A 21,802-nucleotide genomic window follows, 5' to 3' on the forward strand; every position below is an offset into this window, starting at 1 on the left:
TTAGCCACGCCCGCTCACGCGGGCCAACGAAGAACTTTGAACAATGGCCACTATCCACGTAGACGGCAAAGCGCTCGAAGTCAACGGTGCGGACAACCTGTTACAGGCGTGTCTGTCACTCGGCCTCGACATCCCTTATTTCTGCTGGCACCCGGCGCTTGGTAGCGTCGGCGCCTGCCGGCAGTGTGCGGTCAAGCAGTACACCGACGAGAACGACACCCGTGGTCGTATCGTCATGTCCTGCATGACCCCTGCCTCCGACGGCACCTGGATCTCCATCGACGATGACGAGTCCAAGGCGTTCCGCGCCAGCGTCGTCGAATGGCTGATGACCAACCACCCGCACGACTGCCCGGTGTGCGAGGAAGGCGGTCACTGCCACCTGCAGGACATGACGGTAATGACCGGCCACAATGAGCGCCGCTACCGTTTCACCAAGCGTACCCACCAGAACCAGGACCTCGGCCCGTTCATCGCCCATGAGATGAACCGCTGCATCGCCTGCTACCGCTGCGTGCGCTACTACAAGGACTATGCCGGTGGTACCGACCTGGGCGTGTACGGCGCCCACGACAACGTGTACTTCGGCCGCGTCGAAGACGGCGTGCTGGAAAGCGAGTTCTCCGGCAACCTGACCGAGGTCTGCCCGACTGGCGTGTTCACCGACAAGACCCACTCCGAGCGCTACAACCGCAAGTGGGACATGCAGTTCGCCCCGAGCATCTGCCACGGCTGCTCCAGCGGCTGCAACATCAGCCCGGGCGAGCGCTACGGCGAACTGCGCCGGGTCGAGAACCGCTTCAATGGTTCGGTCAACCAGTACTTCCTGTGCGACCGCGGCCGCTTCGGCTACGGCTACGTCAACCGCAAGGACCGCCCTCGCCAGCCACACCTGGCCGACGGTACCAAGCTGAGCCTGGACGCCGCCCTGGACAAAGCCGCCGATTTGCTGCGCGGCCGTACCATCGTCGGCATCGGCTCGCCACGCGCCAGCCTCGAAAGCAACTACGGCCTGCGTGAGCTGGTCGGCGCCGACTACTTCTACTCCGGTATGGAAGCCGGCGAGCTGGCCCGCGTACGCCTGGCCCTGAACGTGCTGAACAACAGCCCGCTGCCGGTGCCGACCCTGCGCGACATCGAAGACCACGATGCCGTGTTCGTGCTCGGTGAAGACCTGACCCAGACCGCTGCCCGCGTTGCCCTGGCCGTGCGCCAGTCCACCAAAGGCAAGGCCGAGGCCATGGCCGAAGCCATGAAGGTGCAACCGTGGCTCGACGCGGCAGTGAAGAACATCGGCCAGCACGCGCTGTACCCGCTGTTCATCGCTTCGCTGGCTGAAACCAAGCTGGACGACGTTGCCGAAGAATGCGTGCACGCCGCCCCGGCCGACCTGGCCCGCCTCGGTTTCGCCGTGGCCCACGCCATCGACCCGAGCGCCCCGGCCGTCGAAGGCCTGGACGCCGAAGCCAAGGCCCTGGCCCAGCGCATCGCCGACGCCCTGGTCGCCGCCAAGCGCCCACTGGTCATCGCCGGTACCTCGCTGGCCGACCCGGCGCTGATCGAAGCCGCCGCCAACATCGCCAAGGCCCTCAAGCTGCGCGAGAAGAACGGCTCGCTGAGCCTGGTGGTGCCTGAGGCCAACAGCCTCGGCATGGCCATGCTCGGTGGCGAGTCGGTGGATGCCGCGCTGGACGCCGTCATCAGCGGCAAGGCCGACGCCATCGTCGTGCTGGAAAACGACCTGTACGCCCGCGTACCGGCCGCCAAGGTCGACGCAGCCCTGGCCGCAGCCAAGGTGGTGATCGTCGCCGACCACTCCAAGACCGCCACTGTCGACCGCGCCCACCTGGTGCTGCCGGCCGCCTCGTTCGCCGAAGGCGACGGCACCCTGGTCAGCCAGGAAGGCCGTGCCCAGCGCTTCTTCCAGGTGTTCGACCCGCAGTACCTGGACAGCAGCATCCTGGTTCACGAAGGCTGGCGCTGGATGCACGCCCTGCGTGCCACCCTGCTCAACAAGCCGGTCGACTGGACCCAGCTGGACCACGTCACCAGCGCCTGCGCCGAAGCCGCGCCGCAACTGGCCGGTATCGTCAATGCCGCCCCAAGCGCCGCGTTCCGCATCAAGGGCATGAAGCTGGCCCGTGAGCCGCTGCGCTACTCCGGCCGTACCGCCATGCGCGCCAACATCAGCGTGCACGAGCCGCGTACCCCGCAGGACAAGGACACCGCGTTCGCCTTCTCCATGGAAGGCTATTCGGGTTCGGCCGAACCGCGCCAGCAGGTGCCGTTCGCCTGGTCGCCGGGCTGGAACTCGCCGCAAGCCTGGAACAAGTTTCAGGACGAGGTCGGTGGCCACCTGCGTGCCGGTGACCCGGGCGTGCGCCTGATCGAATCGCAAGGCGATCGCCTGAACTGGTTCAACGCCATCCCGGGCGCCTTCAACCCGGCCCGTGGCACCTGGACTGCGGTGCCGTTCTTCCACCTGTTCGGCAGCGAAGAGAGCTCCTCGCGCGCCGCCCCGGTGCAGGAGCGCATCCCGGCCGCCTACGTCGGCCTGGCCAAGTCCGAAGCCGACCGCCTGGGCGTCAACGACGGCGCCCTGCTGAGCCTGAACGTGGCCGGTGTGGCCCTGCGCCTGCCGCTGCGCATCAATGAAGCACTGGGCGCTGGCCTGGTTGCGTTGCCCAAAGGCCTGGCCGGCATTCCGCCTGCCATCTTCGGTGCATCCGTCGAAGGTCTGCAGGAGGCAGCACAATGAGCTGGTTCACCCCCGAAGTGATCGATGTGATCCTCACCGTGGTCCGGGCCATCGTGGTCCTGCTCGCGGTGGTGGTCTGCGGCGCGCTGCTCAGCTTCGTCGAGCGGCGCCTGCTGGGCTGGTGGCAGGACCGTTACGGTCCGAACCGCGTCGGCCCGTTCGGCATGTTCCAGATCGCTGCCGACATGCTGAAGATGTTCTTCAAGGAAGACTGGAACCCGCCCTTCGTCGATCGCATGATCTTCACCCTGGCGCCGGTCGTGGCCATGAGTGCCCTGCTGATCGCCTTCTGCGTGATCCCGATCACCCCGCTGTGGGGCGTCGCCGACCTGAACATCGGCCTGCTGTTCTTCTTCGCCATGGCCGGCCTGTCGGTCTACGCGGTGCTGTTCGCCGGCTGGTCGTCGAACAACAAGTACGCCCTGCTGGGCAGCTTGCGTGCCTCGGCACAGACCGTGTCGTACGAAGTGTTCCTGGGCCTGGCGCTGATGGGCGTGGTGGTGCAGGTGGGTTCGTTCAACATGCGCGACATCGTTGAATACCAGGCCAACAACCTGTGGTTCATCATTCCGCAGTTCTTCGGCTTCTGCACCTTCTTCATCGCTGGCGTCGCCGTGACTCACCGTCACCCGTTCGACCAGCCGGAAGCGGAACAGGAACTGGCCGACGGCTACCACATCGAGTATGCCGGCATGAAATGGGGCATGTTCTTCGTCGGTGAGTACATCGGCATCATCCTCATCTCGGCGCTGCTGGTGACCCTGTTCTTCGGCGGCTGGCACGGCCCGTTCGGCATCCTGCCGCAACTGTCGTTCCTGTGGTTCGCCCTGAAGACCGCGTTCTTCATCATGCTGTTCATCCTGCTGCGCGCGTCGATCCCGCGCCCGCGCTATGACCAGGTGATGGACTTCAGCTGGAAGTTCTGCCTGCCGCTGACCCTGATCAATTTGCTGGTGACCGCTGCGATCGTGCTCTACAACACGCCAGCCGTCGCGGCCCAGTGAGGATTTGACCCATGTTCAAGTATATCGGCGACATCGTTAAGGGCACCGGCACCCAGCTGCGCAGCCTGGCCATGGTGTTCTCCCACGGGTTCCGCAAGCGCGACACCCTGCAGTACCCCGAAGAACCCGTGTACCTGCCGCCGCGCTACCGCGGCCGCATCGTCCTCACCCGCGACCCCGATGGCGAGGAGCGCTGCGTAGCGTGCAACCTCTGCGCGGTGGCCTGCCCGGTCGGCTGCATCTCGCTGCAGAAGGCCGAGACCGAGGACGGCCGCTGGTACCCGGAGTTCTTCCGCATCAACTTCTCGCGCTGCATCTTCTGCGGCCTGTGTGAAGAGGCGTGCCCGACCACCGCGATCCAGCTGACTCCGGATTTTGAAATGGCCGAGTTCAAGCGTCAGGACCTGGTGTACGAGAAAGAAGATCTGCTGATCTCCGGCCCCGGCAAGAACCCTGACTACAACTTCTACCGTGTTGCGGGTATGGCGATCGCTGGCAAGCCGAAGGGCTCTGCACAGAACGAAGCCGAGCCGATCAACGTGAAGAGCTTGCTCCCATAAGGACAGAAAGATGGAATTCGCTTTCTACTTCGCATCCGGGATCGCCGTGGTCTCCACCCTTCGGGTGGTGACCGGCACCAACCCCGTGCACGCCTTGCTTTACCTGATCATCTCGCTGATTTCCGTCGCGATGATCTTCTTCGCCCTGGGTGCGCCGTTCGCCGGCGCCCTGGAAGTGATCGCCTACGCCGGCGCCATCATGGTGCTGTTCGTGTTCGTGGTGATGATGCTCAACCTCGGGCCGGCTTCGGTCGCCCAGGAGCGGGGCTGGCTCAAGCCCGGCATCTGGGCCGGGCCGGTGATCCTGGCCGCCCTGCTGCTGCTGGAGCTGCTGTACGTGCTGTTCGTTTCGCCAAGCGGCGCGGCCATCAGCGGTACCACCGTCAGCCCTAAAGAAGTGGGTATCAGCCTGTTCGGGCCGTACCTGCTGGTGGTCGAACTGGCGTCGATGCTGCTGCTGGCTGCAGCCGTCACCGCCTTCCACCTGGGCCGCAACGAGGCGAAGGAGTAAATCATGGGTGCTATCCCTCTCGAGCATGGTCTGGCAGTCGCCGGCATCCTGTTCTGCTTAGGTCTGGTTGGCCTGATGGTCCGCCGCAACATCCTCTTCGTGCTCATGAGCCTGGAAGTCATGATGAACGCCTCTGCCCTGGCGTTCATCGTCGCCGGTGCCCGTTGGGTCCAGCCCGACGGCCAGGTGATGTTCATTCTGGTGATCAGCCTGGCAGCCGCCGAGGCCAGCATTGGCCTGGCAATCCTGCTGCAGCTGTATCGCCGCTTCCACACTCTCGACATCGATGCTGCCAGTGAGATGCGCGGATGAACCTTCTCTTCCTGACTTTCGTCTTCCCCCTCGTCGGCTTCCTGCTGCTGTCGTTCTCGCGCGGGCGGTTCTCGGAGAACCTGTCCGCCCTGATCGGCGTCGGCTCGGTGGGCCTCTCGGCCGCCACCGCCGCCTACGTCATCTGGCAGTTCAACGTCGCCCCGCCTGAGGGCGGCGCGTACAGCCAGCTGCTGTGGCAGTGGATGTCGGTGGACGGCTTCGCGCCGAACTTCACCCTGTACCTGGACGGCCTGTCGGTGACCATGCTCGGCGTAGTCACCGGTGTCGGCTTCCTGATCCACCTGTTCGCGTCCTGGTACATGCGCGGCGAAGCCGGTTACTCGCGCTTCTTCTCGTACACCAACCTGTTCATCGCCAGCATGCTGTTCCTGATCCTTGGCGACAACCTGCTGTTCATCTACTTCGGCTGGGAAGGCGTGGGCCTGTGCTCGTACCTGTTGATCGGTTTCTACTACAGCAACCGCAACAACGGTAACGCGGCACTCAAGGCATTCATCGTCACCCGCATCGGCGACGTGTTCATGGCCATCGGCCTGTTCATCCTGTTCGCCCAGCTGGGTACCCTGAACGTGCAGGAACTGCTGGTGCTGGCGCCGCAGAAATTCCAGGCGGGCGACACCTGGATGGTGCTGGCGACCCTGATGCTGCTGGGTGGTGCGGTGGGTAAATCGGCCCAGCTGCCACTGCAGACCTGGCTGGCTGACGCGATGGCGGGCCCGACTCCGGTTTCGGCACTGATCCACGCGGCAACCATGGTGACCGCGGGCGTTTACCTGATCGCCCGTACCAACGGCCTGTTCCTGCTGGCGCCGGACATCCTGCACCTGGTCGGCGTGGTCGGTGGCGTGACCCTGGTACTGGCCGGCTTCGCCGCGCTGGTGCAGACCGACATCAAGCGTATCCTCGCCTACTCGACCATGAGCCAGATCGGCTACATGTTCCTCGCCCTGGGCGTAGGTGCCTGGGACGCGGCGATCTTCCACCTGATGACCCACGCCTTCTTCAAGGCCCTGCTGTTCCTTGCCTCCGGTGCGGTGATCGTTGCCTGCCACCACGAGCAGGACATCTTCAAGATGGGCGGCCTGTGGAAGAAGCTGCCGCTGGCCTACGCCAGCTTCGTGGTCGGTGGTGCTGCCCTGGCCGCCCTGCCGATCGTGACCGTGGGCTTCTACTCCAAGGACGAGATCCTCTGGGAAGCCTTCGCCAGCGGTAACACCGGCCTGCTGTACGCCGGCCTGGTTGGCGCGTTCATGACCTCGCTGTACACCTTCCGCCTGATCTTCATCGCCTTCCACGGCGAAGCGAAGACCGAAGCCCACGCTGGCCACGGCATCAGCCACTGGCTGCCGCTGGGCGTGCTGATCGTGCTGTCGACCTTCGTCGGCGCCTGGATCACTCCGCCGCTGGCAGGTGTGCTGCCGGAAAGCGCCGGCCACGCCGGTGGCGAAGCCAAGCACGCGCTGGAGATCACCTCGGGTGCCATCGCCATCGCCGGTATCCTGCTGTCGGCCCTGCTGTTCCTCGGCAAGCGTCGCTTCGTCAGCGCCGTGGCCAACAGCGGCATTGGTCGCGTCCTGTCGGCCTGGTGGTTCGCCGCCTGGGGCTTCGACTGGATCTACGACAAGCTGTTCGTCAAACCTTACCTGCTGATCAGCCACGTCCTGCGCAAGGATCCGGTTGACCGCAGCATCGGCCTCATCCCTCGCCTGGCTCGCGGCGGCAACGTCGCCATGAGCAAGACCGAGACCGGCCAGCTGCGCTGGTACACCGCTTCGATCGCCGTTGGCGCAGTGCTGGTACTCGGCGCTGTGGTAGTGGCAGCGGTATGACCATGAACTTTGCGAACCTTGCGACTCTGCGAAAGGAAACCAACCCGTCATGATTTTGCCTTGGCTGATCCTGATCCCCTTCATCGGCGGCCTGCTGTGCTGGCTGGGTGAGCGCTTCGGCGCCACCCTGCCGCGCTGGATCGCGCTGCTGACCATGTCCCTGCTGCTCGGCATCGGCCTGTACCTGTGGGCCAATGGCGACTACACCCTGGCCCCCGCTCCGGGTGGCGAGCCTGCCTGGGCCCTGGAATACAAAGTCCAGTGGATCCAGCGCTTCGGCATCAGCATCCACCTGGCCCTCGATGGCCTGTCGCTGCTGATGATCCTGCTCACCGGCCTGCTCGGTGTGCTGTCGGTACTGTGCTCCTGGAAAGAAATCCAGCGCCACGTCGGCTTCTTCCACCTCAACCTGATGTGGATCCTCGGCGGCGTGGTCGGTGTGTTCCTGGCCCTGGACCTGTTCCTGTTCTTCTTCTTCTGGGAAATGATGCTGGTGCCGATGTACTTCCTCATCGCGCTCTGGGGTCACAGCTCGGCAGACGGCAAGAAGACCCGGATCTACGCGGCGACCAAGTTCTTCATCTTCACCCAGGCCAGCGGCCTGATCATGCTGGTGGCGATCCTGGGCCTGGTACTGGTCAACTACAGCAACACCGGGGTGATCACCTTCAACTACAGCGACCTGCTCAAGGCCGAGCTGCCGGCCGGTACCGAGTACCTGCTGATGCTGGGCTTCTTCATCGCCTTCGCGGTGAAGCTGCCGGTGGTGCCGTTCCACTCCTGGCTGCCTGATGCCCACGCCCAGGCACCGACCGCAGGTTCCGTGGACCTGGCCGGTATCTTGCTGAAGACTGCGGCCTACGGCCTGCTGCGCTTCGCCCTGCCGCTGTTCCCGAACGCCTCGGCCGAGTTTGCGCCGATCGCCATGACCCTGGGCCTGATCGGTATCTTCTACGGTGCCTTCCTGGCCTTCGCGCAGACCGACATCAAGCGCCTGATCGCCTTCTCCAGCGTCTCGCACATGGGCTTCGTGCTGATCGGTATCTACTCCGGCAGCCAGCAGGCCCTGCAAGGCGCGGTGATCCAGATGCTGGCCCACGGCCTGTCGGCTGCCGCGCTGTTCATCCTGTCCGGCCAGCTGTACGAGCGCCTGCACACCCGCGACATGCGCCAGATGGGTGGCCTGTGGCACCGCATCGCCTACCTGCCGGCCATCAGCCTGTTCTTCGCCGCCGCGTCGCTGGGCCTGCCAGGCACCGGCAACTTCGTCGGCGAGTTCCTGATCCTGATCGGCAGCTTCGTGCATGTACCGTGGATCACTGTGATCGCCACCACCGGCCTGGTGTTCGGTTCGGTGTACTCGCTGATCATGATCCACCGCGCCTACTTCGGCCCGGCCAAGGCCGACACCGTGCTGGCCGGCATGGACAGTCGCGAGCTGATCATGGTCCTCGGCCTGGCCGGGCTGCTGATCCTGCTGGGCGTGTATCCACAGCCGTTCCTCGACACCTCTGCCGCCACCATGAGTGGTGTGCAGCAGTGGCTCGGTTCCGCTTTCACTCAACTCGCTTCGGCCCGGTAAGAGCGCTATGGAATTCACCACTCAACACTTCATCGCATTGGCGCCGATGCTGATCACCACCATCACCACGGTGGTGGTGATGCTGGCGATCGCCTGGAAGCGCAACCACTCGCAGACCTTCCTGCTGTCCACCGTGGGCCTGAACCTGGCCCTGCTGTCGATCCTGCCGGCGCTGAAGGTCGCGCCGCTGGCGGTCACCTCGCTGGTCACCATCGACAAGTTCGCCTGCCTGTACATGGCGATCATCCTGGTCGCCACGCTGGCCTGCGTCACCCTCGCCCACGCCTACCTCGGCGAAGGCTCCAAGGGCTTCCCGGGCAACCGTGAAGAGCTGTACCTGCTGCTGCTGATGTCTGCCCTCGGTGGCCTGGTGCTGGTCAGCGCCAACCACCTGGCCGGCCTGTTCATCGGCCTGGAGCTGCTGTCGGTTCCGGTCTATGGCCTGGTGGCGTATGCCTTCTTCAACAAGCGTTCGCTGGAAGCCGGCATCAAGTACATGGTGCTGTCGGCTGCAGGTTCGGCCTTCCTGCTGTTCGGCATGGCCCTGCTGTACGCCGACGCTGGCAGCCTGACCTTCGACCAGCTGGGCAAGGCCCTGGCCGCCACCAGCATGCCAAGCCTGCTGGCCCAGCTGGGCCTGGGCATGATGCTGGTCGGCCTGGCCTTCAAGCTGTCGCTGGTACCGTTCCACCTGTGGACCCCTGACGTGTACGAAGGTGCTCCGGCGCCGGTCGCCGCCTTCCTGGCCACCGCCAGCAAGGTGGCGGTGTTCGCCGTGGTCGTGCGCCTGTTCATGCTCTCGCCTGCTGCCAGCAGCGGCGTGCTGAGCACCGTCCTGGCTGTGATCGCCGTGGCGTCGATCCTGATCGGCAACCTGCTGGCGCTGACCCAGAGCAACCTCAAGCGCCTGCTCGGTTACTCGTCCATCGCCCACTTCGGCTACCTGGTCATTGCCCTGGTCGCCAGCAAGGGCCTGGCCCTCGAAGCCATGGGCGTGTACCTGGTCACCTACGTGATCACCAGCCTCGGTGCCTTCGGTGTCATCACCCTGATGTCGTCGCCATACGCCGGCCGTGACGCCGACGCGCTGTATGAGTACCGCGGCCTGTTCTGGCGCCGCCCCTACCTGACTGCGGTGCTGACCGTGATGATGCTGTCGCTGGCGGGCATTCCGCTGACCGCCGGCTTCATCGGCAAGTTCTACATCATCGCCACCGGCGTCGAATCGCAGCTGTGGTGGCTGGTCGGTGCACTGGTGATCGGCAGCGCCATCGGCGTGTACTACTACCTGCGCGTCATGGTCACCCTGTACCTGGTCGAGCCGAACCTGCGTCGCCACGACGCCCCGTTGAAATGGGAACAGCGCACCGGCGGCGTGATGCTGCTGGCCATCGCCATTCTCGCCTTCGTGCTGGGCGTGTACCCGCAACCGCTGCTGGACATGGTTCAGCATGCTGGGCTGCAACTGCTTGGCTGATCGCAACTGCAATACAGACACCCCGCACTAGCGGGGTGTTTTTTTATCTGCGCCGGATGGCTGGCTCGATGGGCTTCCCAGCCTGACGCCAGCAGAAGCCCCCTCAGCGCGTACCAAGGCCGCAGCCCTGCGTAGCTCCTTGCTGGCCGATGGCAGATGCACGTGCGGGTTGGGCATGCCACTGGGCGAAAGTTCGTGGGTCATTTCAAACTCCGCCCTCACCGACCAGCCGCAGGCCTCGTTGGTACATTGCAGGTAAGCAATGCGCAGGAAGATATGCCGACCTTCACTGGTACGTATTCGCATACGGCTGCAGCAGTGCGGGCAAACCAGTTTGTAAGTACTCACGCAATGCACCCGCACGTGTTGCTTGAGCCACCGGGCTGCAAGAAAAGACCACTGCCTCCATCGGTATTGGCTACTGTCATAGAAAGGTTTTTCATCAATTTACTTCTCATGCCAAGATATCTCCTCAAGTCAACGGGCATATATTCATAACGAGTATTCTAAGCCCAAGGAATGTTGTTAAACCACTCATGGATATTCGTTATGAGTAGCCACTCGTTTGCATCGGTGCTGGCACGCCTCAAGCTACTTACCGGCTCAGGCACCGACGTCCAAATGGCAAAGGCCCTGGAAGTCAGCCCGCAGACCCTGAGCAGCTGGAAGGTGCGCGACAGCATTCCCTATTCACTGTGCGTAGACCTGGCTCGACAACATGGCTGTTCGCTGGATTGGCTACTGCTGGGCGAGCGCGAGGTCAACCGACCTGCGCACACTCAGGACAACTGGGAGCGCGAGATCCTCACGCGGCTGCGCGAACTGACCCATGCTGACCGCCAGGCGGTGCTGCTGCACATCGAGGACAAGCAACGCATCCTTGAGCTGGAGCGGCAACTGCAGGAACTGACCAGGCGCATGCCAGCCGCACACTCAGGCTAGCCACGCCGACGCCAGCGCCGGATGAGCTCGCGCAGGTCGATCGAGTCCAGCCAGACGATGACCTTCAAGGTGATCGGGATCACCACCACAGCCGCGGCGAAGGCCGCCATCCCCCGGGACAGCATGGGCGCCAGCGCCTGCAGCAGTGGCTCGAACAGGTAGCCGACACCCAGGCTCAGCAACACCAGCAACACTTGTTTGTGGGCCGACAGGCGCTTGCGCGAAGGGATGAGGAAGCGGTCCCGGGCCGCACTCACCAGCAGGGCGCCCAGCAGCGCGCCGAACAAGGCCCTGCCCTCGGTTTCCAGCAGTTTGTGCAACGCAGCGATGGCGGCTTCCATCAGGCAAGTCCCGTCTTGCACACAAGCTCGGACAATGACGGGTAGCTCAGGTGTTCTGCACGCATATCATCCTCACTGTTCGGCCAGCATGCCATAGCGGATGGCTTTGATGACTGCCGCCACACGCGTGGGAACATCGAACTTGCGCAGCAGGTTGGCCACGTGAAAGTTCACCGTAGATTCTTTGCACTGCAGGATCTGGCCGATCTCCCATGAACTTTTGCCATAGGCGCACCACAGCAGCACTTGCTGTTCACGCGGTGTCAGGTAGATCGGCGCATCGGCATGGCCTTCAGGTGTCCGTCGCAGGTTGGTTTCCATCGCTGAGTTCCCCTCGTAGTCGCCAGATGTGGCAGCGGACAGTGCTGCCGCCTATGGGGCCACCTTACGAAGGCCAGCCCTGCCCGTGCCAGCGATGCAACTTGTAAAGAACCGTCTTACACATCCGTCCAACACGAACTACACAGGAATATTTCTTGTCGTCGTGCTTCGACCGGCATTTCGTGCGTCACAACGCCGTTGTCCGTCCGCCTATCGCCTGGAGTTGTACGATGCGTCCCGTTTTACCCTTCTCGTCTTACCTTGGTCTGCTGGCCGTTTTCACCGTCAGCCAGCAAACCACGGCTGCACCTGCGGTCGAACTGGGCCAGGTGCTGATCAACGACGAAGCGCAAAGCGAGCTGGACGACGCCCGCGAACGCCTGCGAGCAGTACCCGGTGCCTGCAACCTGGTGGACATGGGCAAGGTGGCGCAAGGCCGGGTTGCCAGCAACCAGGATGTGCTGGCCTACCAGCCTGGGGTATTCGCCCAATCGGCCGGCAACGATGGCATCAAGCTGTCGATCCGTGGCTCGGGCATCAACCGCGCCCCGGGCGCACATGGCTCCGGTGTGTACACGATGTTCGACGGGCTGCCGCTGACCGGCCCGGGCGGCACACCCTATGAACTGTTCGAACCCCTGTGGCTGAGCCGCGCCGAAGTGCTGCGCGGCGCCAACGGCTTCGATCAAGGCTCGCTGGCCCTGGGCGGGGCTATCAACTATGTGACCCACACGGGCTACGACGCCGCGCCGCTGCAGGTGCGCTATGAAGTCGGCAGCCGCGGTTACCAGCACCGCCACGTCAGCTCGGGGCAGGTACTGGGCAACCTCGACTACTACGTGGCCCTCACCGACGCGGAGTACGACGGCTACCAGGCGCACAGCAGCGGCAGCGCGAAAGGCATCGCCGCCAATGTCGGCTACCGCTTCAACCCGAACCTGGAGACGCGCTTCTACCTGCGCTACCGGGAAACCGAAAACGAACTGGCCGGGCGCCTGACCAAGGAGCAGATCAAGCACGACCCCCGTGCTGCCAACCCGAGCTACCTGTCGCGCAACGACAGCCGTCCGCAACCGGGCAGCACCTGGGTGGGCAACAAGACCACCTTCTACCTCGACGACGATTCGCGCCTGGAGGCCGGGCTGGTCTATCACGACTACCCGATGGACCTGCGCGAAGGCCCCATGCGCCTGAAGGTGGCCTATGCCGATGTCAGCGGCACGCTGAACTACTTGCGTCGCGACACCCTGCTCGGCCACGAGAGCAAGACCACCGTCGGCTGGCGCACCACCAAGCACCTGCCCAACAGTGGCGCTTCGCAGTTTTCGCGGGTCAACGATGTGGTCGGCGCCCGCACGCGCGACTTTACCTACCAGGGTTCGGACACCGTGTTGCATGTGGGCAACGACCTGGAGCTGATCCCCGACCTGTGGCTGACCACGGGCCTGGCGATGATCTACACCCGCCGTGAAAGCGATGTCACTTACCCGGCCAATGGCGGCCGGGTCAGCCAGCATGATTGGGACTACGCCCCCCGCGTTGGCCTGCGCTACGACATTCGCCCGGACCTGCAGGTCTACGGCAACCTCAGCCGGTCGGTGGAACCACCGCATCCGTGGTCCCTGGTGTGGAGTGCGCCGGTCAGCAACCAGCCCATGAAGATGCAGAACCAGACCGCCACCACCCTGGAGCTGGGTGCCCGTGGCGATTCGGCGCTGGGGCATTGGGACCTGGCCTGGTACTACGCGCAAGTGCGTCATGAACTGCTGAACGTGGAAGTGGTGCAAGGCTTGCCGTTCAAGGAGTTCAACGCCAGCCCCACCGTGCACCAGGGCGTCGAGGCCGGCCTGGACAGCCTCCTCTGGGAGCAACCCGGCACGGGCAGGCTGAGCCTGCGCCAGGCCTACACCTTCAGCGACTTCCACTACCGCGACGACGACAAGTTCGGTAACAACCGCCTGCCCGGCATTCCCATGCACTACTACCAGGCCGAACTGCGCTACGACTGGCCGAGCGGGTTCTATACCGGGGTCAACACACAAATGGCGTCGAAGGTGCAGGTGGACTACGCCAACAGCTACCACGCCGATGCCTATGCCCTGCTCGGCGCGCGCCTGGGCTGGGACTCGCCGAAACAGGACTGGCAGACCTGGCTGGACCTGCGCAACCTGACCAACAAGCGCTACGCGGCGACCGTGACCCCAGGGTACGACGATGCCGGGCAGGACATTGCCCGCTCGACACCGGGCGAAGGCTTTGCTGTATACGCCGGGGTTTCGTACAGCTTCCGCTGAAACAGCACCTCAGGACGGCAACTGCACCTGAGGTTTGGTCGCGGCGAAAATCGCCCAGCTGGAAACGAACAACGCCGCGATCAGTGGCCCGATCACAAAGCCATTGAGCCCGAATACCGCCAGGCCGCCCAGGGTGGACACCAGGATCAGGTAGTCGGGCATGCGCGTGTCCTTGCCTACCAGGATCGGCCGCAGCAGGTTGTCCACCAGGCCGATCACCAGCACCCCGAACGCCGTCAGGATCACCCCCGGCAAAATTGCCCCGGTGAGCAGGAAATACGCTGCCACCGGTGCCCAGACGATCCCCGCCCCCACCGCCGGCAGCAACGACAGAAACGCCATCAGCACCGCCCAGACCAACGCACTGGGAATATCCAGCACCCAGAAGATGAAACCACCCAGTGCGCCCTGGGTGATGGCCACCAGCACATTGCCCTTGACCGTGGCGCGTACCACCCGGTTGAACTTCAGCTGCAGGCGGCGCTTCTGGTGTTCCGGCAGCGGCACCGCAAGGCGTACCCGGCGCGCCACGTCGGCGCCTTCGCGCAGAAAGAAGAACAGCAGGTACATCATGATGCCGAAGCTCACCAGGAACTCGAAGGTGCCCTGGCCAAAGTTGAACGCCTGGCTGGCCAGGACCTGGCTGCCTTGGGTGGCCCATTTGGTGATCTTGTCGCGCAGCCCGTCCAGGTTGCCCATGCCCATGCGGTCCAGGCCATGCTGGGCATAGGCCGGGAGCATGTCCTTGCCGCGCTCGACGTAGCCGGCGATGTCCAGCTGCCCGCTCTCGATACGCTGGTACAGCGTCGCGCCTTCCTGCACCAGCAAGGCACTGGTGACGATCACCGGCAGCACCGCCACCAGCAGGCACACCAGCACCGTGCAGGCCGCCGCCAGGTTGCGCCGGCGGCCGAAGCGGATCAGCAGGTGGCGCTGCAACGGCGCGAACAGGATGCCGAGAATCACCGCCCAGAAGATGGCACCGTAGTACGGCAGCAAAATCCACACGAAGGCGATGGTCACCAGTGTCAGGAGTACTGCCAGGGCTTTGTTCTGCAGGGCGTCTTGGTTCATGGCGGCTCCTTGAGGGTGATGGTTATTAGTGCACGCCATTTACGCAAAAGTGCCATCCTGACCTTGATTCAAATCAATACCACGCCTGCGACCAGCCGTTAGCATCCGCGCCTTTGCCCCGGTGCGCCCATGAACCTACCCGCCAAGCCCGAACTGCTTGCCCCCGCCGGCAGCCTCAAGACCCTGCGCTATGCCTTCGCCTACGGTGCCGACGCGGTCTACGCCGGCCAGCCACGCTACAGCCTGCGGGTGCGCAACAACGAATTCGACCACGCCAACCTGGCGCTGGGTATCGCCGAGGCCCATGCCCTGGGCAAGCGCTTCTACGTGGTGGTCAACATCGCCCCGCACAACGCCAAGCTCAAGACCTTCCTCAACGACCTGGCGCCCGTGATCGCGATGGCACCCGACGCGCTGATCATGTCCGACCCGGGCCTGATCATGCTGGTGCGCCAGCATTTTCCGCAGATGCCGGTGCACCTGTCGGTACAGGCCAACACGGTGAACTGGGCCAGCGTGCAGTTCTGGCAGCAGCTGGGCCTGAGCCGGGTCATCCTGTCGCGCGAACTGTCGCTGGAAGAGATCGAGCAAATCCGCCAGCAGGTACCGGACATGGAACTGGAAGTGTTCGTCCATGGTGCATTGTGCATGGCCTACTCCGGCCGTTGCCTGCTGTCTGGTTACCTGAACCGGCGCGATGCCAACCAGGGCACCTGCACCAATGCCTGCCGCTGGAAATACGAGGCCACGCCAGCCACGGAAAACGCCACTGGCGACATCGTCCGCGAAGTCGAACCGACGCTGGGCCTGGGCACGCCCACCGAGCAGGTATTCCTGTTGCAGGAGAGCAATCGCCCGGGCAGCGAGATGCCAGCCTTCGAGGACGAGCATGGCACCTACATCATGAATGCCAAGGACCTGCGGGCCATCCAGCACGTCGAGCGCCTGGCGGCCATGGGCGTGCACTCGCTGAAGATCGAGGGCCGCACCAAGAGCCACTTCTACTGCGCCCGGGCCGTGCAGTCCTACCGCCAGGCCATCGACGACGCCGCGGCCGGGCGGCCGTTCGACATGAGCCTGATGGACAACCTCGAGTCGCTGGCACAGCGCGGCTACACCGAAGGTTTTCTGCGCCGCCATGTGCATGATGAATACCAGAACTACCTGCGCGGCAACTCGCAGTCCGAGCGCCAGCAGTTCGTCGGCGAGCTGACCGGTGTGCGCGTCGACGGCCTGGCCGAGGTCAAGGTGAAGAACCGCTTCGCCCTGGGTGACCACCTGGAATTGATGACCCCGCGGGGCAACTACCACTTCGACCTGCACCGCCTGCTCGACCGCCAGCAGCAGGCCATCGAGGTGGCCCCCGGCGACGGCCATGTGGTGTACCTGCCGATTCCCGAGCAGGTTGCCCTTGAGTACGGCCTGCTGATGCGCGACCTGGGCAACGCTGAACAGGCGCCTGACAAGGCTGTAATCTGCGCCTCAGCCAGCTGACAGGCGCAACCGGCGAGGATCGTGGCTCCCCCGCATGAGGCCACGCCATGTTGCGCAACCCTACCCGCCGCACCTTCGTCAAAGGCCTGGGCGCCGCCACCACACTGGCCGGCCTGGGCGTGTGGCGCCCGCTGGCCCAGGCCAGCGACGGCCGCGAGCTGGCCGGCCAGCACTTCGAGCTGTTCATCGGCCAGACCGCGATCAACATCACCGGCCAACCACGCACCGCGCTGACCCTCAACGCCAGCCTGCCCGGCCCGCTGCTGCGCTGGCGCGAAGGCGACACGGTGACCCTGCGCGTGCGCAACCGCCTCGACCAGGACACCTCGATCCACTGGCACGGCATCCTCCTGCCGGCCAACATGGACGGTGTGCCGGGCCTGAGCTTCGCTGGCATCGCGCCGGGTGGTGATTACCTGTACCGGTTCACCCTGCGCCAGAGCGGCACTTACTGGTACCACAGCCATTCCGGCCTGCAGGAGCAGGCCGGGGTGTATGGCGCGATTGTCATCGAGCCGCGCGAGCCCGAGCCGCACACCTACCAGCGCGACCATGTGCTGCTGTTCAGCGACTGGTCCGACCAGGCGCCCGAAATGTTGCTGGCAACCCTGAAAAAACAGTCCGACGCCTTCAACTACCACAAGCGCACGCTCGGCGACTTTGTCAGCGACGTCGCCGACCAGGGCTGGGGCAACACCGTCAACGAGCGCCTGGCCTGGGCGCGCATGCGCATGAGCCCGACCGACCTTGCCGACATCAGCGCCGCCAGCTACACCTACCTGCTCAACGGCCAGCCCCCCGACGGCAACTTCACCTGCCTGTTCCAGCCCGGCGAAACCGTGCGCCTGCGCCTGATCAATGCATCGGCCATGACCTACTTCGACTTCCGCATTCCGGGCCTCACGCTGACCGTGATCGCCGCCGACGGCCTGCCGGTGACGCCGGTGAATGTGGACGAACTGCGCATCGCGGTGGCCGAAACCTATGACGTGCTGGTGACCGTCGGCGACCTGCCCGCCTACACCCTGTTCGCCCAGAGCATGGACCGCAGCGGCTACGCCCGTGGCACCCTGGCCCGCGCCAGGGGCCTGCAGGCAGCGGTACCGGAGCCTGACCCTCGACCTGTGCTGAACATGGACGACATGGGCCACGGCAGCATGGGCGCGATGGATCACGGCACCATGGCCGGCATGGACCACACCCGCATGAGCGGCATGCCAGGCCACCCCGCCAGCGAAACCGGCAACCCGCTGGTCGACATGCAGGCCATGGCCCCGCGCGCCAACCTGGCCGACCCCGGTATCGGCCTGCGCGACAACGGCCGCCGGGTGCTGACCTATGCCGACCTGCGCAGCCCTTACCCCGACCCGGACGGCCGCGAGCCTTCACGGGATATCGAACTGCACCTGACCGGGCACATGGAGCGCTTCGCCTGGTCGTTCGACGGGGTCAAGTTCAGCGATGCCGCGCCGTTGCGCCTGACCTACGGCGAGCGGGTGCGCATCACGCTGGTCAACGACACCATGATGGCCCACCCCATCCACCTGCACGGCATGTGGAGCGACCTTGAGGACGAGCACGGGCGCTTCATGGTGCGCAAGCACACGGTCGACATGCCGCCCGGCAGCCGCCGCAGCTACCGGGTCACCGCCGACGCCCTGGGCCGCTGGGCCTATCACTGCCACCTGCTCTACCACATGGAGACCGGCATGTTCCGCGAGGTACGGGTCGATGAATGAGATCAGCAACCGGCGCCTGGTCACGGGGGTCGCCCTGGCCGCGCTGCTGGCCAGCGAACGGGCCATGGCCGCCAATATGGCGCACATGAACCATGGCGCCATGCCGATGGACCACAGCCAGATGAACCACGACCCGATGAACCACGGCAGTGCGCCGAGCCAACCCCGCACACCGCTCCCCGAGCTGACCGACGCCGACCGCCAGGCGGCCTTCCCGCCCTTGCCCGGCCATCAGGTGCATGATCGCGCGCTCAATTGGGCGGTGATTGTGGATCAACTGGAATCCCAGCAGTTCGAAAGCAGCAGCGCCCTCAAGTGGAGCGCCACGGCCTGGGTCGGTGGCGACATCGACCGCCTGTGGCTGCGCACCGAGGGTGAGCGGGAACAGGGCAAGACCCACAAGGCCGAGCTGCAGGCACTGTGGGGCCACGCGATCAGCCCGTGGTGGGAACTGGTCGGCGGCCTGCGCCAGGACTTCAAGCCGGCCAGCGGGCAGGCCTGGGCCGCCTTCGGTATCCAGGGCACCCCGCTCTATGGCCTGGAGCTTGAAGCCACAGCCTATGCCGGCGAGCGACAACAAAGCGCGCTGCGCCTGGAGGCCGCTTACGCTATCCTGCTGACCAACCGCTGGATCCTCGAGCCGAACCTGGAAGCCAACTTCTTCGGCCGTAACGATGCCAGCCTCGAACAGGGCGCCGGGCTGGCCGACAGCGAAGTCGGCCTGCGCCTGCGCTATGAAATCAACCGGGGCTTCGCACCCTACGTCGGGGTCAGCTTCGAGCGCCTGCACGGCAATCGCGCCGAGCAGGCCCGCGAGGCCGGCGAAGACCTCGGCCAGACCCGCCTGGTGGCAGGTATCCGCCTGCGTTTCTAAGGAGTTGCTTGACCATGCTGCGTAAACACCTGATCACCTTCGGCCTGCTGGCTATCACCGGCCTGGCCCAGGCCGCCGAAACCATCGATGTCTATCGCGACCCCAACTGTGGCTGCTGCAAGGCCTGGATCAGCCACCTGCGCGACAACGGCTTCACCGTCAACGACCACGTCGAACCGAACATGAGCGCCGTCAAGCAGCGCCTGGGCGTGGCGCCGCGCCTTGCGTCGTGCCACACCGGGGTGATCGACGGCAAGTTCGTCGAAGGCCATGTGCCCGCCGAACAGGTGCGCCTGCTGGCCAGGCGCAACGATCTCAAGGGCCTGGCCGTGCCGGGTATGCCCATGGGTTCGCCCGGCATGGAAATGGGTGACCACAAGGACGCCTACCAGGTCATCGGTGTGACCCAGGATGGCCAGGACACTGTGGTCGCCAGCTACTGATGCTGAGCCTCTGGGCGCTGTTTCTCAGCGCCTTCGGTGCCGCCACCCTGCTGCCGCTGCAATCGGAGGCGGTACTGGTCGGCCTGTTGCTGCGCCAGCCCGAAGCCTGGTTGACCCTGCTGCTGGTCGCCACCCTGGGCAATGTGCTGGGCTCGGTGGTCAACTGGCTGCTCGGGCGGGCCATCGAGCATCTGCGCGACAAGCGCTGGTTCCCGTTCAGCGCCAGCCAGCTGGAGCGCGCACAACAGCGTTACCAGCGCTGGGGGCAATGGTCGCTGCTGCTGAGCTGGATGCCGGTGATCGGCGACCCGCTGACGCTGATTGCCGGCCTCATGCGTGAGCCGTTCTGGCGTTTTCTGCTGTTGGTGACCCTGGCCAAGGGCGGGCGCTACATCGTCGTGGCGATCATTACCCTGGGCTGGTTTCATGCCTGGTAACACCTTTAACGTTTAAGGTGGGCCACTGACTGCTACAGTCGCCAATTCCTACATGGTCCTACACGGAGTGCCCCCATGCTGCGCGCAACCGCCCTGGCCCTGGCCTGCCTCGTCGGCGCCCCGGCCATCGCTGCCGAATCGCCCACCTACGGCAAACAGCTCGAAGGCTTCAGCTACCCCCACCCACTCAAGCATTTCGACTTCCAGTCCCAGGGCCAGCACCTGCAGATGGGGTACATGGATGTGCCGGCCCAAGGCCAGGCCAATGGTCGCAGCGTGGTGCTGATGCATGGCAAGAACTTCTGCGCCGCCACCTGGGAAACCACCATCGACGCCTTGAGCCAGGCGGGTTACCGGGTGATCGCCCCTGACCAGATCGGCTTCTGCACCTCGAGCAAGCCGGCCCACTACCAGTACAGCTTCCAGCAACTGGCGGTGAATACCCACGCCCTGCTCGAGCAGTTGGGCGTCAGGCAGGCCATCGTGCTCGGCCACTCCACCGGGGGCATGCTCGCGACCCGCTATGCGTTGATGTACCCACAGCAGGTCGAGCGCCTGGCGATGGTCAACCCCATCGGCCTGGAAGACTGGAAAGCCCTCGGCGTGCCGTACCGCACGGTGGAACAGTGGTACGCCCGCGAACTCAAGCTCGATGCCCAAGGCGTGCGCGAGTACGAGCGCAAGACCTACTACGCCGGGCGTTGGAAGCCCGAATACGAGCGCTGGGTGCAGATGCTGGTGGGGCTGAACCAGGGGCCGGGGCATGAGGCGGTGGCGTGGAACTCGGCGCTGATCTACGACATGATCTTCACCCAGCCGGTGTATCACGAGTTCAAGGACCTGAAGATGCCGACCCTGCTGATGATCGGCGATCAGGACACCACGGCGATCGGCAGCGACATCGCCCCGCCCGAGGTGAAAGCGAAGCTGGGCAAATACCAGGAACTGGGGCCGCAGGTTGCCAAGCTGATTCCACAGGGCGAGCTGGTGACCTTCGAGGGCATGGGGCATGCGCCGCAGATCGAGGAGCCACGGCGCTTCAACCGGACGCTGGTGGAGTGGCTCGGCCGCTGACTGCTAGGATTAGCATCCGCTTCCAGGGATACGCTGTACTTGTGGGAGCCGCGCTTGCCGGCTCCCACAGGGGATGGCGCCAGCTTCGAGAAATTGAGCAAGACAGTTGCTCCCACAGATACAGCGCTAACCCTTCCAGACTTGCGCTTCGCTCCAGCCGAGTTCGGCAAAATCCAAAGCCCGCAGGTCGGCTTCCTCTTCGCAGAAAAACTCGTCCAGCTGCGGCGGCCGCACCGCAGTGTCGCTGAGCATCGCATGCACCTGGCCACGGTGATGGATCTGGTGCTCGAACAGGTGCGCCAGCAGGCGCAGGCGCTGTTCGCGCTGGATCCGCTGCGGTCGCACGATGCTCACATAGCGCGCCAGTTGAGCGTCCTGCAGCAGGCTGCAGTAGGCGATCAGCCGGTGGTCGGCCTGGGCCTGCTCGGCATGCAGGTCGGTACAGGTGGCGAATGGCTGCTCCGGTTCGAAGAAGCGCTCGCCGTCCGGGTTCGGCGCCTCGCCGCGCTGTTCGCACTCGAGCATGTCGAGGTAGAACCAGTCCACCGTCAGCAGGTGGTTGAGGGTGGCCTTGATCGACGGGAAGAAGCTGCAACGGGGGGCGACGAACTCGTCGTGGGTCAGTTGCAGGCAGGCCTTGTACAGGCGGTGGTTGGCCCAGCCATTGTTGTAGGCCTGGGTCAGCAGATGATGCGACAGCGGCTCCATGGTTCGG

Annotated in this window: 21 protein-coding genes; 16 read left to right on the top strand and 5 right to left on the bottom strand. The window is 64.7% G+C overall.

Annotated features, from left to right (window positions below; genetic code table 11):
• Positions 1–43 precede the first annotated feature (43 nt).
• From nuoG to nuoN, 8 genes are read left to right on the top strand one after another with little or no spacing between them, the layout of a single operon-like run.
• Positions 44–2,758, top strand: a complete 2,715-nt coding sequence (gene nuoG, locus CAF78_RS13455; RefSeq protein ID WP_085676168.1) for an NADH-quinone oxidoreductase subunit NuoG — start codon at positions 44–46, stop codon at positions 2,756–2,758.
• Positions 2,755–3,762: an NADH-quinone oxidoreductase subunit NuoH gene (gene nuoH, locus CAF78_RS13460; RefSeq protein ID WP_085676169.1), complete on the top strand. Its 1,008-nt coding sequence runs from the start codon at positions 2,755–2,757 to the stop codon at positions 3,760–3,762. The genes nuoG and nuoH overlap by 4 nt, the downstream gene beginning before the upstream one ends.
• Before the next feature lie 11 nt (positions 3,763–3,773).
• The gene (gene nuoI, locus CAF78_RS13465; RefSeq protein WP_003251442.1) at positions 3,774–4,322 is read left to right on the top strand and encodes an NADH-quinone oxidoreductase subunit NuoI; all 549 of its coding nucleotides are present in this window, start codon (positions 3,774–3,776) and stop codon (positions 4,320–4,322) included.
• A gap of 10 nt (positions 4,323–4,332) precedes the next feature.
• The gene (gene nuoJ / locus CAF78_RS13470) at positions 4,333–4,833 is read left to right on the top strand and encodes an NADH-quinone oxidoreductase subunit J (protein ID WP_027920603.1); all 501 of its coding nucleotides are present in this window, start codon (positions 4,333–4,335) and stop codon (positions 4,831–4,833) included.
• Positions 4,834–4,836: 3 nt separating this feature from the next.
• The gene (gene nuoK, locus CAF78_RS13475) at positions 4,837–5,145 is read left to right on the top strand and encodes an NADH-quinone oxidoreductase subunit NuoK (RefSeq protein WP_008096201.1); all 309 of its coding nucleotides are present in this window, start codon (positions 4,837–4,839) and stop codon (positions 5,143–5,145) included.
• Positions 5,142–6,995 (top strand): NADH-quinone oxidoreductase subunit L, encoded by a 1,854-nt coding sequence (gene nuoL / locus CAF78_RS13480; protein WP_085676170.1) that lies wholly within the window; start codon positions 5,142–5,144, stop codon positions 6,993–6,995. Before nuoK ends, nuoL begins: the two co-directional genes overlap by 4 nt.
• A gap of 49 nt (positions 6,996–7,044) precedes the next feature.
• Positions 7,045–8,577 (top strand): NADH-quinone oxidoreductase subunit M, encoded by a 1,533-nt coding sequence (gene nuoM / locus CAF78_RS13485; RefSeq protein WP_085676171.1) that lies wholly within the window; start codon positions 7,045–7,047, stop codon positions 8,575–8,577.
• A gap of 7 nt (positions 8,578–8,584) precedes the next feature.
• Positions 8,585–10,054, top strand: coding sequence for an NADH-quinone oxidoreductase subunit NuoN (nuoN, locus tag CAF78_RS13490; RefSeq protein WP_054884878.1), 1,470 nt, complete (start codon positions 8,585–8,587; stop codon positions 10,052–10,054).
• Positions 10,055–10,081: 27 nt separating this feature from the next.
• Here nuoN and CAF78_RS13495 read toward each other — a convergent pair whose 3' ends face one another.
• Positions 10,082–10,402: an ogr/Delta-like zinc finger family protein gene (locus CAF78_RS13495; RefSeq protein ID WP_085676172.1), complete on the bottom strand. Its 321-nt coding sequence runs from the start codon at positions 10,400–10,402 to the stop codon at positions 10,082–10,084.
• Between the two features lie 201 nt (positions 10,403–10,603).
• Between CAF78_RS13495 and CAF78_RS13500 the strand changes: the two genes are divergently transcribed.
• A complete protein-coding gene (locus CAF78_RS13500; protein ID WP_085676173.1) occupies positions 10,604–10,996 on the top strand; it encodes a helix-turn-helix domain-containing protein in 393 nt (130 codons plus the stop codon).
• Here CAF78_RS13500 and CAF78_RS13505 read toward each other — a convergent pair.
• A complete protein-coding gene (locus CAF78_RS13505) occupies positions 10,993–11,337 on the bottom strand; it encodes a hypothetical protein (protein WP_085676174.1) in 345 nt (114 codons plus the stop codon). The two genes, CAF78_RS13500 and CAF78_RS13505, sit on opposite strands and share 4 nt — an antisense overlap.
• Before the next feature lie 72 nt (positions 11,338–11,409).
• Positions 11,410–11,658 carry a response regulator transcription factor gene (locus tag CAF78_RS13510; protein ID WP_085676175.1) on the bottom strand — a complete coding sequence of 83 codons (249 nt, stop codon included), beginning with the start codon at positions 11,656–11,658 and terminating at the stop codon, positions 11,410–11,412.
• A gap of 230 nt (positions 11,659–11,888) precedes the next feature.
• Between CAF78_RS13510 and CAF78_RS13515 the strand changes: the two genes are divergently transcribed.
• Positions 11,889–13,952: a TonB-dependent receptor domain-containing protein gene (locus CAF78_RS13515; RefSeq protein WP_085676176.1), complete on the top strand. Its 2,064-nt coding sequence runs from the start codon at positions 11,889–11,891 to the stop codon at positions 13,950–13,952.
• Positions 13,953–13,961: 9 nt separating this feature from the next.
• On the opposite strand, the gene CAF78_RS13520 is transcribed toward CAF78_RS13515, so the two are convergent.
• A complete protein-coding gene (locus CAF78_RS13520; RefSeq protein ID WP_085676177.1) occupies positions 13,962–15,026 on the bottom strand; it encodes an AI-2E family transporter in 1,065 nt (354 codons plus the stop codon).
• Positions 15,027–15,155: 129 nt separating this feature from the next.
• Here CAF78_RS13520 and yegQ point away from each other — a divergent pair, with 129 nt between their 5' ends.
• The 6 genes from yegQ (at position 15,156) to CAF78_RS13550 (ending at position 21,087) form a co-directional block, all read left to right on the top strand.
• Positions 15,156–16,520, top strand: coding sequence for a tRNA 5-hydroxyuridine modification protein YegQ (gene yegQ, locus CAF78_RS13525; protein WP_085676178.1), 1,365 nt, complete (start codon positions 15,156–15,158; stop codon positions 16,518–16,520).
• A gap of 47 nt (positions 16,521–16,567) precedes the next feature.
• On the top strand, positions 16,568–18,259 hold the full coding sequence (locus tag CAF78_RS13530; protein ID WP_085676179.1) for a copper resistance system multicopper oxidase: 1,692 nt from the start codon (positions 16,568–16,570) through the stop codon (positions 18,257–18,259).
• Positions 18,252–19,133, top strand: coding sequence for a copper resistance protein B (locus CAF78_RS13535; RefSeq protein ID WP_085676180.1), 882 nt, complete (start codon positions 18,252–18,254; stop codon positions 19,131–19,133). Before CAF78_RS13530 ends, CAF78_RS13535 begins: the two co-directional genes overlap by 8 nt.
• Before the next feature lie 14 nt (positions 19,134–19,147).
• Complete coding sequence (locus CAF78_RS13540; RefSeq protein WP_085676181.1) at positions 19,148–19,576, top strand: DUF411 domain-containing protein; 429 nt, start codon at positions 19,148–19,150, stop codon at positions 19,574–19,576.
• Complete coding sequence (locus CAF78_RS13545) at positions 19,576–20,013, top strand: YqaA family protein (RefSeq protein ID WP_085676182.1); 438 nt, start codon at positions 19,576–19,578, stop codon at positions 20,011–20,013. Before CAF78_RS13540 ends, CAF78_RS13545 begins: the two co-directional genes overlap by 1 nt.
• A 75-nt stretch (positions 20,014–20,088) precedes the next feature.
• Positions 20,089–21,087 (top strand): alpha/beta fold hydrolase, encoded by a 999-nt coding sequence (locus CAF78_RS13550; protein WP_085676183.1) that lies wholly within the window; start codon positions 20,089–20,091, stop codon positions 21,085–21,087.
• 126 nt (positions 21,088–21,213) lie between these two features.
• On the opposite strand, the gene CAF78_RS13555 is transcribed toward CAF78_RS13550, so the two are convergent.
• Entirely contained in the window at positions 21,214–21,795 is a 582-nt protein-coding gene (locus CAF78_RS13555) for a DinB family protein (protein ID WP_085676184.1), read from the bottom strand.
• Positions 21,796–21,802 lie beyond the last annotated feature (7 nt).

It is taken from the genome of Pseudomonas sp. R28(2017) (assembly GCF_002112505.1).
Lineage (GTDB): Bacteria > Pseudomonadota > Gammaproteobacteria > Pseudomonadales > Pseudomonadaceae > Aquipseudomonas.

Excerpts from the sequence above, each read along its gene's own strand:
- nuoG (WP_085676168.1), top strand. The coding sequence starts at position 44 with ATGGCCACTATCCACGTAGACGGCAAAGCGCTCGAAGTCAACGGTGCG.
- nuoH (WP_085676169.1), top strand. The coding sequence starts at position 2,755 with ATGAGCTGGTTCACCCCCGAAGTGATCGATGTGATCCTCACCGTGGTC.
- nuoI (WP_003251442.1), top strand. The coding sequence starts at position 3,774 with ATGTTCAAGTATATCGGCGACATCGTTAAGGGCACCGGCACCCAGCTG.
- nuoJ (WP_027920603.1), top strand. The coding sequence starts at position 4,333 with ATGGAATTCGCTTTCTACTTCGCATCCGGGATCGCCGTGGTCTCCACC.
- nuoK (WP_008096201.1), top strand. The coding sequence starts at position 4,837 with ATGGGTGCTATCCCTCTCGAGCATGGTCTGGCAGTCGCCGGCATCCTG.
- nuoL (WP_085676170.1), top strand. The coding sequence starts at position 5,142 with ATGAACCTTCTCTTCCTGACTTTCGTCTTCCCCCTCGTCGGCTTCCTG.
- nuoM (WP_085676171.1), top strand. The coding sequence starts at position 7,045 with ATGATTTTGCCTTGGCTGATCCTGATCCCCTTCATCGGCGGCCTGCTG.
- nuoN (WP_054884878.1), top strand. The coding sequence starts at position 8,585 with ATGGAATTCACCACTCAACACTTCATCGCATTGGCGCCGATGCTGATC.
- CAF78_RS13500 (WP_085676173.1), top strand. The coding sequence starts at position 10,604 with ATGAGTAGCCACTCGTTTGCATCGGTGCTGGCACGCCTCAAGCTACTT.
- CAF78_RS13505 (WP_085676174.1), bottom strand. The coding sequence starts at position 11,337 with ATGGAAGCCGCCATCGCTGCGTTGCACAAACTGCTGGAAACCGAGGGC.
- CAF78_RS13510 (WP_085676175.1), bottom strand. The coding sequence starts at position 11,658 with ATGGAAACCAACCTGCGACGGACACCTGAAGGCCATGCCGATGCGCCG.
- CAF78_RS13515 (WP_085676176.1), top strand. The coding sequence starts at position 11,889 with ATGCGTCCCGTTTTACCCTTCTCGTCTTACCTTGGTCTGCTGGCCGTT.
- CAF78_RS13520 (WP_085676177.1), bottom strand. The coding sequence starts at position 15,026 with ATGAACCAAGACGCCCTGCAGAACAAAGCCCTGGCAGTACTCCTGACA.
- yegQ (WP_085676178.1), top strand. The coding sequence starts at position 15,156 with ATGAACCTACCCGCCAAGCCCGAACTGCTTGCCCCCGCCGGCAGCCTC.
- CAF78_RS13530 (WP_085676179.1), top strand. The coding sequence starts at position 16,568 with ATGTTGCGCAACCCTACCCGCCGCACCTTCGTCAAAGGCCTGGGCGCC.
- CAF78_RS13535 (WP_085676180.1), top strand. The coding sequence starts at position 18,252 with ATGAATGAGATCAGCAACCGGCGCCTGGTCACGGGGGTCGCCCTGGCC.
- CAF78_RS13540 (WP_085676181.1), top strand. The coding sequence starts at position 19,148 with ATGCTGCGTAAACACCTGATCACCTTCGGCCTGCTGGCTATCACCGGC.
- CAF78_RS13545 (WP_085676182.1), top strand. The coding sequence starts at position 19,576 with ATGCTGAGCCTCTGGGCGCTGTTTCTCAGCGCCTTCGGTGCCGCCACC.
- CAF78_RS13550 (WP_085676183.1), top strand. The coding sequence starts at position 20,089 with ATGCTGCGCGCAACCGCCCTGGCCCTGGCCTGCCTCGTCGGCGCCCCG.
- CAF78_RS13555 (WP_085676184.1), bottom strand. The coding sequence starts at position 21,795 with ATGGAGCCGCTGTCGCATCATCTGCTGACCCAGGCCTACAACAATGGC.